The 14,349-nt window shown below is 65.2% G+C and carries 17 protein-coding genes; 15 read left to right on the top strand and 2 right to left on the bottom strand.

Annotated elements, in window-relative coordinates; translation table 11 throughout:
• Nucleotide 1 precedes the first annotated feature (1 nt).
• The 9 genes from fabG to PA6_RS08340 all read left to right on the top strand — a co-directional run bounded on the left by fabG (nt 2) and on the right by PA6_RS08340 (nt 7,382).
• Complete coding sequence (fabG, locus tag PA6_RS08380; protein WP_021700472.1) at nt 2-745, top strand: 3-oxoacyl-ACP reductase FabG; 744 nt, start codon at nt 2-4, stop codon at nt 743-745.
• Between the two features lie 179 nt (nt 746-924).
• Nucleotides 925-1,158, top strand: coding sequence for an acyl carrier protein (gene acpP, locus PA6_RS08375; RefSeq protein WP_021700471.1), 234 nt, complete (start codon nt 925-927; stop codon nt 1,156-1,158).
• Between the two features lie 109 nt (nt 1,159-1,267).
• Nucleotides 1,268-2,512 carry a beta-ketoacyl-ACP synthase II gene (gene fabF / locus PA6_RS08370; RefSeq protein WP_021700470.1) on the top strand — a complete coding sequence of 415 codons (1,245 nt, stop codon included), beginning with the start codon at nt 1,268-1,270 and terminating at the stop codon, nt 2,510-2,512.
• Nucleotides 2,512-3,327, top strand: a complete 816-nt coding sequence (pabC, locus tag PA6_RS08365; protein WP_021700469.1) for an aminodeoxychorismate lyase — start codon at nt 2,512-2,514, stop codon at nt 3,325-3,327. The genes fabF and pabC overlap by 1 nt, the downstream gene beginning before the upstream one ends.
• A 3-nt stretch (nt 3,328-3,330) precedes the next feature.
• Complete coding sequence (mltG, locus tag PA6_RS08360) at nt 3,331-4,368, top strand: endolytic transglycosylase MltG (RefSeq protein WP_021700468.1); 1,038 nt, start codon at nt 3,331-3,333, stop codon at nt 4,366-4,368.
• Nucleotides 4,369-4,377: 9 nt separating this feature from the next.
• Nucleotides 4,378-5,010, top strand: coding sequence for a dTMP kinase (gene tmk / locus PA6_RS08355; RefSeq protein ID WP_021700467.1), 633 nt, complete (start codon nt 4,378-4,380; stop codon nt 5,008-5,010).
• Nucleotides 5,003-5,989, top strand: a complete 987-nt coding sequence (locus PA6_RS08350) for a DNA polymerase III subunit delta' (protein WP_021700466.1) — start codon at nt 5,003-5,005, stop codon at nt 5,987-5,989. Before tmk ends, PA6_RS08350 begins: the two co-directional genes overlap by 8 nt.
• Nucleotides 5,990-6,025: 36 nt before the next feature.
• A complete protein-coding gene (locus PA6_RS08345; RefSeq protein WP_021700465.1) occupies nt 6,026-6,382 on the top strand; it encodes a PilZ domain-containing protein in 357 nt (118 codons plus the stop codon).
• Nucleotides 6,383-6,599: 217 nt separating this feature from the next.
• Nucleotides 6,600-7,382: a TatD family hydrolase gene (locus PA6_RS08340; RefSeq protein WP_021700464.1), complete on the top strand. Its 783-nt coding sequence runs from the start codon at nt 6,600-6,602 to the stop codon at nt 7,380-7,382.
• Between the two features lie 237 nt (nt 7,383-7,619).
• Here the strand turns inward: PA6_RS08340 and PA6_RS08335 are convergent, their stop codons facing one another.
• Complete coding sequence (locus PA6_RS08335) at nt 7,620-8,753, bottom strand: aminotransferase class V-fold PLP-dependent enzyme (RefSeq protein WP_021700463.1); 1,134 nt, start codon at nt 8,751-8,753, stop codon at nt 7,620-7,622.
• Between the two features lie 76 nt (nt 8,754-8,829).
• Here PA6_RS08335 and PA6_RS08330 point away from each other — a divergent pair, with 76 nt between their 5' ends.
• The 5 genes from PA6_RS08330 to PA6_RS08310 all read left to right on the top strand — a co-directional run bounded on the left by PA6_RS08330 (nt 8,830) and on the right by PA6_RS08310 (nt 12,723).
• Complete coding sequence (locus PA6_RS08330) at nt 8,830-9,468, top strand: TetR/AcrR family transcriptional regulator (RefSeq protein ID WP_021700462.1); 639 nt, start codon at nt 8,830-8,832, stop codon at nt 9,466-9,468.
• Between the two features lie 81 nt (nt 9,469-9,549).
• Nucleotides 9,550-10,518 (top strand): GTP 3',8-cyclase MoaA, encoded by a 969-nt coding sequence (locus tag PA6_RS08325; protein WP_021700461.1) that lies wholly within the window; start codon nt 9,550-9,552, stop codon nt 10,516-10,518.
• Nucleotides 10,519-10,546: 28 nt separating this feature from the next.
• The gene (locus PA6_RS08320; protein ID WP_021700460.1) at nt 10,547-11,440 is read left to right on the top strand and encodes a radical SAM protein; all 894 of its coding nucleotides are present in this window, start codon (nt 10,547-10,549) and stop codon (nt 11,438-11,440) included.
• 68 nt (nt 11,441-11,508) lie between these two features.
• Nucleotides 11,509-12,114: a DUF4823 domain-containing protein gene (locus PA6_RS08315; protein ID WP_021700459.1), complete on the top strand. Its 606-nt coding sequence runs from the start codon at nt 11,509-11,511 to the stop codon at nt 12,112-12,114.
• A gap of 39 nt (nt 12,115-12,153) precedes the next feature.
• Nucleotides 12,154-12,723, top strand: coding sequence for a DUF1285 domain-containing protein (locus PA6_RS08310; protein ID WP_021700458.1), 570 nt, complete (start codon nt 12,154-12,156; stop codon nt 12,721-12,723).
• Between the two features lie 66 nt (nt 12,724-12,789).
• Here PA6_RS08310 and PA6_RS08305 read toward each other — a convergent pair whose 3' ends face one another.
• A complete protein-coding gene (locus tag PA6_RS08305; RefSeq protein WP_021700457.1) occupies nt 12,790-13,182 on the bottom strand; it encodes a RidA family protein in 393 nt (130 codons plus the stop codon).
• Between the two features lie 115 nt (nt 13,183-13,297).
• Here PA6_RS08305 and PA6_RS08300 point away from each other — a divergent pair, with 115 nt between their 5' ends.
• A complete protein-coding gene (locus PA6_RS08300; RefSeq protein WP_021700456.1) occupies nt 13,298-14,218 on the top strand; it encodes a LysR family transcriptional regulator in 921 nt (306 codons plus the stop codon).
• Nucleotides 14,219-14,349: the final 131 nt, after the last annotated feature.

Here is a 14,349-nt window from a genome sequence, read left to right as displayed (position 1 = left end):
CATGAGTCTGCAAGGCAAGGTCGCTCTGGTCACCGGCGCCAGCCGTGGTATCGGCCAGGCCATCGCGTTCGAGCTGGGCCGTCAGGGCGCCATCGTCATCGGTACCGCCACCAGTGAAGCTGGTGCTGCGCGCATCGGCGAGGCACTCAAGGAGCAGGGCATCCAGGGTGCCGGCCTGATGCTGGATGTGGCCAGCAGCGAGTCGGTGGAGGCTGTTCTGGAACAGATCCAGAAGGATTTCGGTGCCGTCGCCATCCTGGTCAACAACGCCGGCATTACCCGCGACAACCTGATGCTGCGGATGAAGGACGAGGAGTGGTTCGACGTCATCAATACCAACCTCAACAGCCTGTTCCGCCTGTCCAAGGCCGTGCTGCGCGGCATGACCAAGGCGCGCTGGGGTCGCATCATCAGCATCGGTTCGGTGGTGGGTGCCATGGGTAACGCCGGGCAGGCCAACTACGCGGCGGCCAAGGCCGGCCTGGAAGGCTTCAGCCGCGCCCTGGCGCGTGAAGTCGGTTCGCGCTCGATCACCGTGAACTCGGTAGCGCCGGGCTTTATCGACACCGACATGACCCGCGAGCTGCCGGAAGCCCAGCGCGAGGCGCTGCTGACCCAGATTCCGCTGGGTCGCCTCGGCCAGGCCGAAGAGATTGCCAAGGTCGTGGGCTTCCTCGCCTCCGATGGCGCGGCCTACGTTACCGGTGCCACGGTACCGGTGAATGGCGGCATGTACATGAGCTGAATGTGACTCGCCGCTTCAGGAAACTGTCATAAAACCAGTCTAAAGTCCGTTACAAAAGTGCAACCGGCGGTAGACGGCAGTTCGGAAGGGGCCGGGGATTCGGCTTGAAACTTAGAAAACCCTTTCTATACACTGCAGCCCAGCTGCACGGAATTTTCCACTAGGAGTGAAAACTAGACATGAGCACCATCGAAGAACGCGTCAAGAAAATCGTCGCCGAGCAACTGGGCGTCAAAGAAGATGAAGTGACCAACAGCGCTTCCTTCGTCGAAGACCTGGGCGCCGATTCCCTTGACACCGTTGAGCTGGTGATGGCTCTGGAAGAGGAATTCGAGACCGAAATCCCGGACGAGCAGGCTGAGAAGATCACCACCGTTCAGGAAGCCATCGATTACATCACCGCGCACGCCTAAGCGCCTGTAATCGCCGGTTTTCGGCCCCGAGAAGCCGCACTGCCCCTCAAAAGGCGTGCGGTTTTTCTTTGTCGGGGCGGCCAGTTTCAACGAACAAGAGGATTGTGCAGTGTCGCGTAGACGCGTCGTGATTACCGGTATGGGCATGCTGTCGCCGCTGGGCACCGATGTAGCCAGCAGCTGGCAGGGCATTCTGGCCGGCCGCAGTGGTATCGGCCTGATCGAGCATATGGATCTGTCGGCCTATTCCACCCGCTTCGGCGGTTCGGTGAAGGGCTTCAACGTCGAGGAATATCTGTCGGCCAAGGAGGCGCGCAAGCTCGACCTGTTCATCCAGTACGGCCTGGCGGCCAGCTTCCAGGCGATGCGTGATTCCGGCCTGGAAGTCACCGATGCCAACCGCGAGCGCATCGGCGTGGCCATGGGCTCGGGGATTGGCGGTCTGACCAACATCGAGAACAACTGCAAATCCCTGTTCGAGCAGGGGCCGCGGCGCATTTCGCCGTTCTTCGTGCCCGGCTCGATCATCAACATGATTTCCGGTTTCCTGTCGATTCACCTGGGTCTGCAGGGGCCGAACTACGCCATCGCCACCGCCTGCACCACCGGTACTCACTGCATCGGCATGGCCGCGCGCAACATCGCCTACGGCGAGGCGGACGTGATGGTCGCCGGTGGCGCCGAGATGGCCACCTGTGGTCTGGGCATTGGTGGCTTCGGCGCGGCTCGCGCACTGTCCACGCGCAACGACGATCCGACCAAGGCCAGCCGCCCCTGGGACAAGGGCCGTGACGGCTTCGTGCTGTCCGACGGCGCCGGTGCTCTGGTGCTGGAGGAGCTGGAACACGCCAAGGCGCGTGGCGCGACCATCTACGCCGAGCTGGTCGGCTTCGGCATGAGCGGCGATGCCTACCACATGACCTCGCCGCCCGAAGATGGCGCCGGGGCTGCCCGCTGCATGACCAATGCACTGCGTGATGCCGGCCTCAACCCGGAGCAGATCCAGTACATCAACGCCCACGGCACTTCGACCTCGGCGGGCGACAAGGCCGAGGCCTGTGCCGTGAAGTCGGTGTTCGGCGCGCATGCGCACAAGCTGTCGGTCAGCTCGACCAAGTCCATGACCGGCCACCTGCTGGGAGCCGCCGGTGCGGTCGAGGCGATCTTCAGCGTGCTGGCCCTGCGCGATCAGGTGGCGCCGCCGACCATCAACCTGGACGAGCCGGACGAGGGCTGCGATCTCGACTTCGTCGCCCACCAGGCCAAGCCGCTGGCGATCGACGCGGTGCTGTCCAACTCCTTCGGCTTCGGCGGCACCAACGGATCGCTGGTGTTCCGCCGTTTCAACGGCTGATGCTGAGCTGGGTCGACGGCCGCCCGGCCACGGAGCTACTGCTGAGCGACCGCGGCTTGGCCTATGGCGATGGTCTATTCGAGACCATCGCCGTGCGCGGCGGCCGCGCCGTTCTGCTGTCGCGTCATCTGACGCGCCTGGCCGAGGGCCTGCGGCGGCTGGCCATCGATCTCGATCTGGTTGCGCTGGAGGCCGAGCTGCATGCCTTTTTCAGCGAGCTGGGCGAGGGCGTGGCCAAGCTGATCATCACCCGTGGTGAGGGTCTGCGCGGTTACGCACCGCCGCAACCTACGCAGCCGCGCCGCATCCTGCTGGGCAATCCGCTGCCCAGCTATCCCGCCGCCAATGCCGAGCAGGGCGTATGCCTTTACCCCTGCGTCACGCGCCTGGCCGAGCAGCCGCTGCTGGCCGGCCTCAAGCACCTCAATCGCCTGGAGCAGGTGCTGGCCCGTGGCGAGTGGCAGGACCCTGCCTTCGCTGAGGGACTGATGCGTGATCAATCCGGGCGGGTGATCGAAGGCGTCTACAGCAACCTGTTTCTGCTCAATGACGGCGCACTGGCGACCGCCGACCTGTCGCGTTGCGGCGTGGCCGGCGTGATGCGCGCCGAGGTGCTGGAGCAGGCGAGGCGCCTGGGCATCTCTTGTGAGGTGCGTGACATTGGCTACGACGAACTGCTCGGGGCTGACGAGGTTTTCCTCTGCAACAGCCTTTATGGCATCTGGCCGGTGCGCGAACTGGCCTCCAGCGTCTGGCCGGCCGGGCCGCTCACCCGTAAACTGCAGGCCCTTATCCGCAGTCTTCTGGATTCCTGATTCGTGATTCGCAAGTTGCTGTTGCTGCTGGTCGCCGGCCTGGTGGCACTCATGCTGGCGTTGGCTCTGGCTGGTTGGAGCCTGCGCAGCGCCCTGGACCAGCCGCTCAAGCTGGAGAGTGAACGCCTGATCGAGGTCGTGCCGGGCGATACGCCCGGTGGCCTGCTCAACCGCCTGGAAGGGGAAGGGGTGCTTGATGGCGCCTTCTGGCTGCGTCTGTACTGGCGCTTCAATCTGCCTGGCCAGGCGCTGCACAGCGGCGAATATCGTCTGACTCCCCAGCAGAGCGCGCGCGACCTGCTCGAACTGTGGCGGCGCGGCGAGGTGGTGCAGTACAGCCTGACGCTGGTCGAGGGCTGGAGCTTCCGCCAGGTGCGCGCGGCGCTGGTGCGCCAGGAAAAGCTCGAGCAACGCCTGGCCGATCTCGATGACAAGGCGCTGATGGACCGGCTCGGCCTGGCCGGTGTCAGCCCGGAAGGGCGTTTCTTTCCCGATACCTACCGCTACGTGCGTGGCATGAGCGATCTGGATCTGCTCAAGCAGGCCAGTGTACGTCTGGATCAGGTGCTGGACGAGGAGTGGGCCAGGCGCGCTGACGGCTTGCCCTATCGCAAGCCTTACGACGCCCTGATCATGGCCTCGATGGTGGAGAAGGAGACCGGCGTGGCCGAAGAGCGCGGGCAGATCGCCGGCGTGTTCGTCCGCCGCTTGCGCAGCGGCATGCGCCTGCAGACCGACCCGACGGTGATCTTCGGCCTCGGTGAGCGCTACAACGGCAACCTGACCCGCGCCCACCTGCAGCAGCCGACGCCCTACAACACCTACGTGATCGATGGCATGCCGCCAACCCCGATCGCCCTGGCCGGCCGCGAAGCGATTCATGCCGCGCTCAATCCGGTGGCCGGCAAGAGCCTGTACTTCGTCGCCCGCGGCGATGGCAGCCATGTATTCTCGGAAACCCTGGAGCAGCACAACCGTGCCGTGCGCGAGTATCAGCTCAAGCGCCGCGCCGATTACCGCTCCAGCCCCGCGCCCAGATAAGGAAAACCCGTGAGCGGTCTGTTCATCACCCTGGAGGGCCCGGAAGGGGCCGGCAAGAGCACCAACCGCGAGTACCTCGCCGAGCGTCTGCGCGAGCAGGGCATCGAGGTGGTGCTGAGTCGCGAGCCCGGCGGCACGCCGCTGGCCGAGCGCATCCGCGAGCTGCTGCTGGCGCCCAGTGACGAGATCATGGACAGCGATACCGAGCTGCTGCTGGTCTTCGCGGCGCGCGCGCAGCATTTGGCGCAGGTGATTCGCCCGGCCCTGGCGCGCGGCGCCGTGGTGCTCTGTGATCGCTTCACCGATGCCACCTACGCCTACCAGGGCGGCGGTCGCGGCCTGAGCGAGGCGCGCATCGCCGAACTGGAGCGTTTCGTCCAGGGCGAGCTGCGTCCACACCTGACCCTGGTATTCGACCTGCCGGTGGAGATCGGTCTGTCGCGTGCTGCCGCGCGCGGGCGCCTGGATCGCTTCGAGCAGGAGGGGCGCGCCTTCTTCGATGCCGTGCGCCATACCTACCTGCAGCGTGCCCAAGCCGCGCCGGCGCGCTATCGCGTGCTGGATGCGGCGCAGTCGCTGCAGGCAGTGCAGCGGGCCATCGATGCGCTGCTGCCGGAAATCCTGGAGCGCTGCCGTGGCTGAGGCCTACCCCTGGCAGGAGCCACTCTGGCAGCAACTGGCGAGCCGCCCACGGCATGCCCACGCCTACCTGCTGCACGGGCCCGCCGGCATCGGCAAGCGCGACCTGGCCGAGCGTCTGATGGCCCGGCTGCTGTGCCAGAAACCCGACAGCCTGGAGGCTTGCGGCCAGTGCAAGGCCTGTCACCTGCTGGCGGCCGGTACCCATCCTGATGTGTTCGTACTGGAGCCAGAGGAGGCGGACAAGGCGATCAAGGTCGACCAAGTGCGCGAGCTGGTCAGCTTCGTGGTGCAGACCGCGCAGCTGGGCGGGCGCAAGGTGGTGTTGCTGGAGCCGGTGGAGGCGATGAACCTCAACTCCGCCAATGCCCTGCTCAAGAGCCTGGAGGAGCCTTCCGGCGATACCGTGCTGCTACTAGTCAGTCACCAGCCCAGTCGCCTGCTGCCGACCGTCAAGAGCCGCTGCGTGCAGCAGGCCTGTCCGTTGCCGAGCCCGCAGCAGAGCCTGGCCTGGTTGGCCCAGGCGCTGCCCGAGGTGAGCGACGAGCAGCGTGGCGAGCTGCTGGCGCTGGCTGCCGGCTCGCCGCTGATGGCGCGCCGCCTGCACGCTCAGGGCGTACTGGAGCAGCGCGCGCTGGTGGTCGAGGGGGTTAAGAAGCTGCTCAAGCAGCAGGCCAGTCCCAGCCAGTTGGCCGAGGCCTGGAAGACCCTGCCGATGGCCATGCTGTTCGACTGGTTCTGCGACTGGGCGCAGTTGATGCTGCGCTACCAGCTGAGCCGCGACGAGGAGGGCCTCGGGGCTGCCGACATGCGCAAGGTGGTGCAGTACCTGGCCGACAAAACCCCGCAGCACAAGCTGCTGGCCATGCAGGACTGGTTGCTACAGCAACGGCAGAAGGTGCTGGGCAAGGCCAACCTGAACGGTGCTCTGCTTCTCGAAGCCCTGCTGGTGCAGTGGGCAAGCCTGCCCGGACCGGGCTAGAATCGAGAAATTGGATTAAGTTGCCAGGATTAGCGCATGAGTTTGCCACCGAATCTGGGACCGCGTAACGGCATCCTGTCCCTCACCATCAAGGACAAATCCGTTCTCTACGCGGCCTATATGCCGTTTGTTCGCAACGGCGGCCTGTTCATCCCCACCGCCAAAAGCTACAAGCTGGGCGACGAGGTGTTCATGCTGCTGAACCTGATGGACGAGCCGGAGAAGATCCCGGTGGCTGGCAAAGTAGTGTGGATCACCCCCAAGGGCGCTCAGGGCAACCGTGCCGCTGGTGTCGGTGTTCAGTTCAACGATGGCGACAACACCGCGCGCAACAAGATCGAGACTTACCTGGCCGGTGCGCTGAAGTCGGATCGCCCGACCCACACCATGTAAGAACCTGCCCACAATCTGCTGCGCGTCGGCTAAACGGCGTTGAAAACAGCCTCGGAATGCTCATTTACTACTCGTAAACTCCGCCTCCTCGGCCATTTTCGCCACCGTTTATCGCTAGCTCGCGAGATCGAGAACAGGTTCTGAACCACGCACACCAAGCTTCAAGGTAGAGGCGCCCGAATCGGGCGCTTCGTCATTTCAGAGACAGAGAAATTCCATGCTGGTTGATTCCCACTGCCACCTCGACCGCCTCGATCTGGCGGCCCATGATGGTTCCCTCGATGCGGCGCTGGCTGCCGCCCGCGCCCGTGGCGTGCAGCACTTCCTGTGCATCGGCGTCAGCGCCGACAACGCCGGGGCAGTCAAGGCGCTGGCCGAACGCTTTGCCGATGTCGACTGCTCGGTGGGGGTGCATCCGCTGGATCTGGAGCAGGGCGAGGCGCCGGCACTGGACTGGCTGCTGGGCGAGCTGAACCACCCGCATGTGGTGGCCATTGGCGAAACCGGGCTGGACTACCACTACGAGCCGGAGGCGGCCGAGCTGCAGCAGCAGTCGTTCCGCCTGCATCTGGAGGCGGCGAAGATCACCGGCAAACCGGTGATCGTGCACACCCGCGAGGCGCGCGCCGATACTCTCGCGCTGCTGCGCGAGGCGGCGTTGCCGCAGGCCGGCGTGCTGCACTGCTTCACCGAGGACTGGGAGATGGCCAAGGCGGCGCTGGACATCGGCTTCTACATCTCGCTGTCCGGCATCGTCACCTTCCGCAATGCCGATGCCCTGCGCGAAGTGGCGCGCAAGGTGCCGGCCGACCGCCTGTTGGTGGAAACCGACGCGCCCTATCTCGCGCCCATCCCGCATCGCGGCAAACCCAATCTGCCGCAGTATGTGCGCGAGGTCGCGGAGTTCCTGGCGATGGTGCGCGGCGAGCGCTTCGAGGACCTGGCCGCGCAGACCACGGCCAACTTCAAGCGCCTGTTTCCGCTGGCCAGAGTCGTCTGATCGGCTCGGTGGGTAAAAATCGCGGACAAAAAAAACCCGGGTTCTGGGGGATGAATCCGGGTCAAGACCATTAGGAGTAAAACAAGGTACGCGATCCACGGTACCCAGACTGGCGGGGCACTTGGGGGGAGATGCCGCACACCAGTAGTTCCAGTATTGGCCAGGAATTCCGATCGTCCAGATTGGTTTGGGCGGTTTCTTAAACGTATTTGGAATACCGCCGCCTCTGCTGAGCACTCAGTCTTGTCGCAACTGGTCCAGCACGGCCAGCGTCTGCTCGATCACCGCCGGCTCGGTGTAGAAGTGCGGCGACAAACGGATACCTTTGCCCCGTTGCGCGCAGATCACCTGTCGCTCCCTGAGACGGGCGAATAGCGCCTGGTTGTCCCAACCGTCCCAGCTGAACGTCAGGATACCGGCGCGTCGGGCCGGGTTCAGCGGGCTGTGCAGCTGCACCCCGGCGATGCGCTGCAATCCTTCCTGCAGCTGCAGCACGCGCTCCTCGATCAGCGCCGCAACCTGCGTCATGTCGACGTCCTCCAGCAGCGACAGGCTGGCCTCCAGTGCCATGGCGCCAAGCATGTTCGGGCTGCCGCACTCGAAGCGTCGAGCGCTGCGTGCCGGCTGCCACTCGCGGCGGTCATAGTCGCCGGCATGCTCCAGCATGTGCCAGCCGTATTCATGCAGGGCCAGCTGTTCGCGCAGGTCGCTGCGGCAATAGAACACGCCGAGACCTTCCGGGCCGAGCAGCCATTTGTGCCCATCGGCCATGGCGAAGGCGCAGTCGCTGGCCTGGACGTCGAAGGGCTGGGCGCCGAGTTGCTGGATGGCGTCCACGCACAGCAGCACCCCCTTGCTGCGACAGCCCGCGCCCAGGCGTGGCAGGTCCAGGCGCAGGCCGCTGGCGTACTGCACGGCGCTGATCGACAGCAGCCGCGTGCGCGGCCCGCAGGCGGCGAGCAGGGCAGCCTCCGGGTCACTGCCACTCAGGTTGACCTGTACCACCTCGACACCGCGTGGCTTCAGGGCCTCCCAGACGATGCGGTTGGAGGGAAACTCCTCGTCGCTGATCACCACCTGGTCGCCAGCTCGCCAATCCAGTCCGAACGCGACGAAGGAGAGGGCTTCCGAAGTGTTTTTGACCAGTGCAATATCCGCGGTGCTCGTTGCGTTCAGCAGGCGCTGGAAGCGCTCACGTAGGCGCCTTTCCACCTGCAGCCAGGCCGGATAATCACGGGCACCGCTGCGGCTGTTCTCTTCGGCGAAGCGCTGCACGGCCTCGCTGGCGCGCTTCGGCCAGGGCGCCACGGCGGCGTGATTGAGGTAGCAAAGGCCTGCAGCTAGAGGAAATTCGTCGCTTAGATTGGGCATGGGGCCGATGATCCGTGCATTTTCGTGCTGAACAGGCATAATATTGCGCCTCGATTTTTCATCCTGTAGTCATTTTATGAACAAAGAGCCTCGCAAAGTCCGTGAATTCCGTCGTCGCGAACAGGAAATTCTCGATACCGCGCTCAAGCTCTTCCTTGAACAGGGTGAAGACAGCGTCACCGTCGAGATGATCGCCGACGCCGTCGGTATCGGCAAAGGCACGATCTACAAGCATTTCAAGTCCAAGGCCGAGGTCTACCTGCGCCTGATGCTGGACTACGAGCGCGACCTCAATGCCCTGCTGCTGTCCGAGGACGTGGCCAAGGACAAGGAAGCGCTGGCGCGCGCCTACTTCGAGTTCCGCATGCGCGACCCGCAGCGCTATCGCCTGTTCGACCGCCTCGAAGAGAAGGTGGTCAAGGGCAACCAGGTGCCGGAGATGGTCGAGCAGCTGCACAAGATCCGTACCTCCAACTTCGAGCGTCTGACCCAGCTGATCAAGGGCCGCATCGAGGAGGGCAAGCTGGAGGACGTGCCGCCTTACTTCCACTACTGCGCCGCCTGGGCGCTGGTGCACGGCGCCGTGGCGCTGTACCACTCGCCGTTCTGGAGCAGCGTGCTGGAGGACCAGGATGGCTTCTTCCAGTTCCTCATGGACATCGGCGTGCGCATGGGCAACAAGCGCAAGCGCGACGGCGAAGCGCCGGCAGCCTGATGCCATTCAGCCCGCCAATGATGCGTTTTTTGCCATCGGCGGCGGGCATATACTCCGAAGCGAACACTGTCGGAGTTGCCCATGATCGTTGATCGCCAGGGTCGGCGCTTTCGTAACCTGCGCATCAGCCTGACCGCCGCCTGCAACTACGCCTGCACCTACTGTGTGCCGGACGGCAAGCGTCTGGTGGCGGCGCAGGACGAGCTGTCCGCCGAGGCCATGGTGCGCGGCGTGGCCTACCTGATCGAGGCGGCCGGCATCGAACGCCTGCGCATCACCGGCGGCGAGCCGCTGGTCAGCCCCAAGCTCGAACACTTCCTGCGCGGCGTCAGCCGCCTGGGTCTGCAGGACATCGGCCTGACCAGCAATGGCCAGCTGCTCTCGCGCAAGCTGCCGTTGCTGCTGGAGTGCGGGCTCAAGCGCATCAACGTGTCCCTGGATACCCTCGACCCAGTCGCCTTCAAGCGCATCGCCCGTGGCGGTGATCTGCCGACTGTGCAGCAGGGCTTGGCGGAGGCGCGGGCCGCGGGGCTGAAGATCAAGATCAACATGGTGCCGCTGCGCGGGCAGAACCACGAGCAGGTGCTGCCGATGCTCGACTACTGCCTGGAGAACGGCTTCGAGCTGCGCTTCATCGAGCTGATGCGCATGGGCCATCTGGCCCGTGAGGGGGCCAGCTTCCAGCAGCAGTTCTATGGCATGCCCGAGCTGCTGGAGAAGGTCGCCGAGCATCACGAGTTCGTCCAGGCGCCGGCACCACTGGATGCCACCGCGCTGCGCTATGAGATTCCCGGCCGCGGCTTCTTCGGCGTGATCGCCAACGAGAGCGTGCCGTTCTGTCGTACCTGCTCGCGCCTGCGCCTGTCGTCGACTGGCTGGTTGCATGGCTGCCTGTCGTCGAGCAACCGCCACTATGTCGGCGATCTGCTCGACAAGCCGCGCCACCAGGCCTTGCCGGCCCTGCAACGCCTGCTGGTGCGCGCCCTGGCGGACAAGCAGGAGGTCGCTTTTGCCGGCGGTGTCACCGTCATGAAAATCATCGGCGGCTAATCGGCCGCCCCGTACCAAGCCAGAAACCATGTCCGCCGAATTCCCCATCGCCTATATCGAGCCGGTGTTCCGTCCGCCGAGCGAAGCCCATTCCCTGATCCTGCCGGTGACCAACGGCTGCTCGTGGAACCACTGCACCTTCTGCGAGATGTACACGGCGCCGCAGAAGAAATTCCGTGCCCGCGACGAGGACCAGGTGCTGGAGGAAATCCGCCGCGCCGGCGAACGGCTGATCGTGCAGCGGGTGTTCCTCGCCGACGGCGACGCCCTGGTGCTGCCGACCCGGCGCCTGCTGAATATCCTGCAGGCCATTCGCGAGCACATGCCCGAGGTCGACCGCGTCTCCAGCTACTGCCTGCCGCGCAACCTGCGCAAGAAGTCGGTGGCCGAGCTCAAGGAGCTGGCCGACGCCGGCCTGAAAATGGCCTATGTCGGCTGCGAGTCGGGTGACGACGAGGTGCTGGCGCGGGTCAACAAGGGCGAGACCTATGAGTCCAGCCTCAGCGCCCTGGAAAAACTCGGCGAAGCCGGCATCACCCGCTCGGTGATGATCCTCAACGGCCTTGGCGGTACCGCCCTCAGCGAGCAGCATGCCGATAACTCAGCGCGCCTGATGAATGCCGCCCAGCCGGAATTCCTCTCCACCCTGGTGGTCAGCTTCCCCATGGGCGAGGCGCGTTTCCGCGAAGGCTTCGCTGATTTCCAGCCGCTCGGCCAGCAGCAGCTGTTCCTCGAAGTGGAGCGCCTGCTGCAGGGGCTGGAGCTGCAGAACACCGTGTTCCGCAGCGACCACGCCTCCAACTACCTGGTGCTCAAGGGCAACCTGGGCGCCGACAAGGCCCGCCTGCTGGCCCAGGTGCGCCAGGCCATCGAGCGACCACACAGTGCGCAGCTGCGTCAGGAGTGGCAGAGGGGATTGTGAGGGTTGGCGCGGAAGCTGCTATGTCACTCTATCCGCCGGTTTTCCGTCACCGGCAGGGAGGAACCCCAATGCGTAGCTTGATCCTGCTGCTGGCGCTGTGCGCGCTTGGCGGCTGCATGAAGGCCAGCGACCTGGCCGCTGGCGCCGAATACCACCTGCGCGATGCTGGTGTGCTCGACCACAGCGACACTCGTCGCTCCGCGTCCTGGCGCCTGCAGGCCGACTCCTTCGTCTACATCGCCCAAAGCCATTACGTGCCGCCGGGCGACGCCCATCCGCGGCCCAACGTGGTGGCGGAAGAGGCGTTCAAGGCCTTCGTCGAGTACTTCCCGCTGGTGCGTCGCGCCAGCCAGCCCGAGGGCCTGGACCAGGCGATGATCGACGCGCGTTCGGCCGGTGCCCACTACCTGCTGTACGCCCGCTTCGCCGGTGCCGACGACCGTATCGGCACGGTGGTGGAGTGGGAGGATGAGGAGGCGCTGGACCGTCTCGGTGTCGACTCCGGGGTGATCCAGCTGATGCTGATCGAGACTGGCACCCGCTACCTGGTGGACACCGCGCGCATCCATATTCGCGGCGGAATCCTGACGTTTTACGATAACCAGCCCGCTGACCAGCTGCGTGCACCGTTCGAACAGTACGCGCGCACCTTGCTGGGCGTCAGCGAGCGCTAGCCGCCATACTGCTGGCGACCCGTACGAGGAGATATCCGCATGACCGATCCGGGCAAGGCCGGCGACCTGCTGGCGCAGATTCCCAAGGGCGAGGGCAAGGGCCTGCCGCCGGTCCACCTGTGGAATCCGGACTTCTGCGGCGACATCGACATGCGCATCGCCCGCGACGGCACCTGGTACTACCTGGGCACGCCGATCGGGCGCAAGCCGATGGTCAAGCTGTTCTCCACCATCATCCGGCGCGATGACGACAAGTACTTCCTGATCACCCCGGTGGAGAAGGTCGGCATCATCGTCGATGACGCGCCTTTCGTGGCCGTGACAATGCAGGTGGAAGGCGAGGGGGAAGGGCAGCTGCTGCGCTTCACCACCAATGTCGACGAGGAGATCGAGGCCGGCGCCGAACACCCCCTGCGCGTGGAGATCGACCCCGACACCCAGGAGCCCGCGCCCTACCTGCACGTGCGGCGCAACCTGGAAGCGCTGGTGCACCGCAACGTGTTCTACCAACTGGTCGACTTGGCCGTGGAGCGGCAGATCGACGGGCAGACCTGGCTCGGGGTCTGGAGCGGCGGCGAATTCTTTCCCATCGGGTTGCAGCCGGAATAGCTCCGCGCTTTCGCGCGTATCGCCAGAAGCCCTCGGTCGCCAGGCCGGGGGCTTTTTGCTGCAGGCCTACTGCGGCAGCCTGGCGATCACCTTGATCTCGAAGTCGAAGCCGGACAGCCAGGTCACGCCGAGAGCGGTCACCGTCGGGTAGGGGGCTTCGCCCCAGAACTCGGCTGCTACTTCCCAGATGGTCTCGAATTTAGAGTCGGGATCGACCATGAAGATGGTCGTGTCGACCACATCATCGAAGCTGCTGCCGGCCTCGGCCAGGATCGCATTGAGGTTGGCAAAGGCCAGGCGTACCTGGGCCGCGAGGTCCGGTTCGGCCGAGCCATCCTTGCGGCTGCCGACCTGGCCGGAGACGAACAGGAAGCCATTGGAGCGAATCGCTGGTGAATAGCGGTGCAGCTCGTACAGGGCATGGCGGTCGGGCGGGAAAATCACATCACGGGTTGTCATCGGTCTCTCTCCATCGGTGGTTTTCGATGGCGCGACTCTAGGCGCGTGCGCTGGCTTGATAAACGCGCAACACTGTCCATCACTGTTTGTAGAATCCAAACAATCCGGAGTCGCGATGGACCGTTTCGATGCGATGCAGGCCTTTGCCCGTGTGGTGGAAACTGGCAGCTTCACCAAGGCCGCCGACACCCTGCACATGAGCAAGACCAGCGTCACCCAGCTGGTGCAGCAGCTGGAGGCAAGGCTGCGCGTGCGCCTGCTCAACCGCACCACGCGCAAGGTCAACGTCACCGCCGACGGTGCCGCCTACTACGAGCGGGTGATCCGCCTGCTGGCCGACATGGACGACGCCGAGACCAGCCTGTCCGCCGCCGCCAGCGCGCCGCGCGGCCGCCTGCGGGTGGATGTGCCCAGCCCCTTCGCCAGCCTGATTCTGATCCCGGCACTGCCGGCCTTCCGCGAACGCTACCCGGAGATCCAGCTCGACCTGGGCGTCAGCGACCGTCATGTCGACCTGATCGGCGACAACGTGGACTGCGTGGTGCGCGGCGGCGCCATCGCCGAGCAGTCGCTGGTGGCCCGGCATGTGGGCGACCTGTGCATCGGCGTGTACGCGGCGCCCGGCTACCTGGCCCGCGCCGGCGTGCCGGCACACCCGCGCGAACTGGGCGATCACCAGATCATCAGCTTCCTCGGCGCACGCACCCGCCAGGCGGTTTCCGGTGTCATGCGCCGCGGCGAGGAGCGTATCGCCCTGCAAGGCCGTCTGGCGCTGGCAGTGGATGACGGCAACGCTTACCTCGCCGCCGGCCTGGCCGGCCTCGGCATCCTCTGGCTCCCGGAATATATGGCCAAGCCCCAGCGGGCTAGCGGGGCGCTGCTACCGCTGTTCGAGGACTGGCAACTGGAGCCGATGCCGCTCTACCTGGCCTACCCACCCAATCGGCATGTCAGCGCCAAGCTGCGGGTGTTTATCGATTGGGTGGCGGAGCTGATGGCCGAGCATGCGCCGCGTGTTGGTCTGAGCGAGGCGTAGGGCGGGTTAGCCGAGGGCCTACCCACGGAGCGATGTATCGGCCGGTGCCCCAAATCATGTTGCCTTGGCACGGAGTGGTATTTCGGTCGGCGTGGGTCGATGTCCCACCTGAGGTCAGGGGCAGCTCACGG

The sequence above is a fragment of the Aquipseudomonas alcaligenes NBRC 14159 genome (assembly GCF_000467105.1).
Lineage (GTDB): Bacteria > Pseudomonadota > Gammaproteobacteria > Pseudomonadales > Pseudomonadaceae > Aquipseudomonas > Aquipseudomonas alcaligenes.
Note: the sequence above shows the minus strand (reverse complement) of the source record. Positions and strands in the feature narration are given on the sequence as shown.

Bases quoted from the DNA above. Each gene is read 5' to 3' on its own strand.
- PA6_RS08315 (WP_021700459.1), top strand. From the start codon at position 11,509: ATGCGTAGCTTGATCCTGCTGCTGGCGCTGTGCGCGCTTGGCGGCTGC.
- PA6_RS08310 (WP_021700458.1), top strand. From the start codon at position 12,154: ATGACCGATCCGGGCAAGGCCGGCGACCTGCTGGCGCAGATTCCCAAG.
- PA6_RS08305 (WP_021700457.1), bottom strand. From the start codon at position 13,182: ATGACAACCCGTGATGTGATTTTCCCGCCCGACCGCCATGCCCTGTAC.
- acpP (WP_021700471.1), top strand. From the start codon at position 925: ATGAGCACCATCGAAGAACGCGTCAAGAAAATCGTCGCCGAGCAACTG.
- PA6_RS08320 (WP_021700460.1), top strand. From the start codon at position 10,547: ATGTCCGCCGAATTCCCCATCGCCTATATCGAGCCGGTGTTCCGTCCG.
- PA6_RS08345 (WP_021700465.1), top strand. From the start codon at position 6,026: ATGAGTTTGCCACCGAATCTGGGACCGCGTAACGGCATCCTGTCCCTC.
- PA6_RS08340 (WP_021700464.1), top strand. From the start codon at position 6,600: ATGCTGGTTGATTCCCACTGCCACCTCGACCGCCTCGATCTGGCGGCC.
- PA6_RS08325 (WP_021700461.1), top strand. From the start codon at position 9,550: ATGATCGTTGATCGCCAGGGTCGGCGCTTTCGTAACCTGCGCATCAGC.
- fabG (WP_021700472.1), top strand. From the start codon at position 2: ATGAGTCTGCAAGGCAAGGTCGCTCTGGTCACCGGCGCCAGCCGTGGT.
- pabC (WP_021700469.1), top strand. From the start codon at position 2,512: ATGCTGAGCTGGGTCGACGGCCGCCCGGCCACGGAGCTACTGCTGAGC.
- PA6_RS08300 (WP_021700456.1), top strand. From the start codon at position 13,298: ATGGACCGTTTCGATGCGATGCAGGCCTTTGCCCGTGTGGTGGAAACT.
- PA6_RS08335 (WP_021700463.1), bottom strand. From the start codon at position 8,753: ATGCCCAATCTAAGCGACGAATTTCCTCTAGCTGCAGGCCTTTGCTAC.
- PA6_RS08330 (WP_021700462.1), top strand. From the start codon at position 8,830: ATGAACAAAGAGCCTCGCAAAGTCCGTGAATTCCGTCGTCGCGAACAG.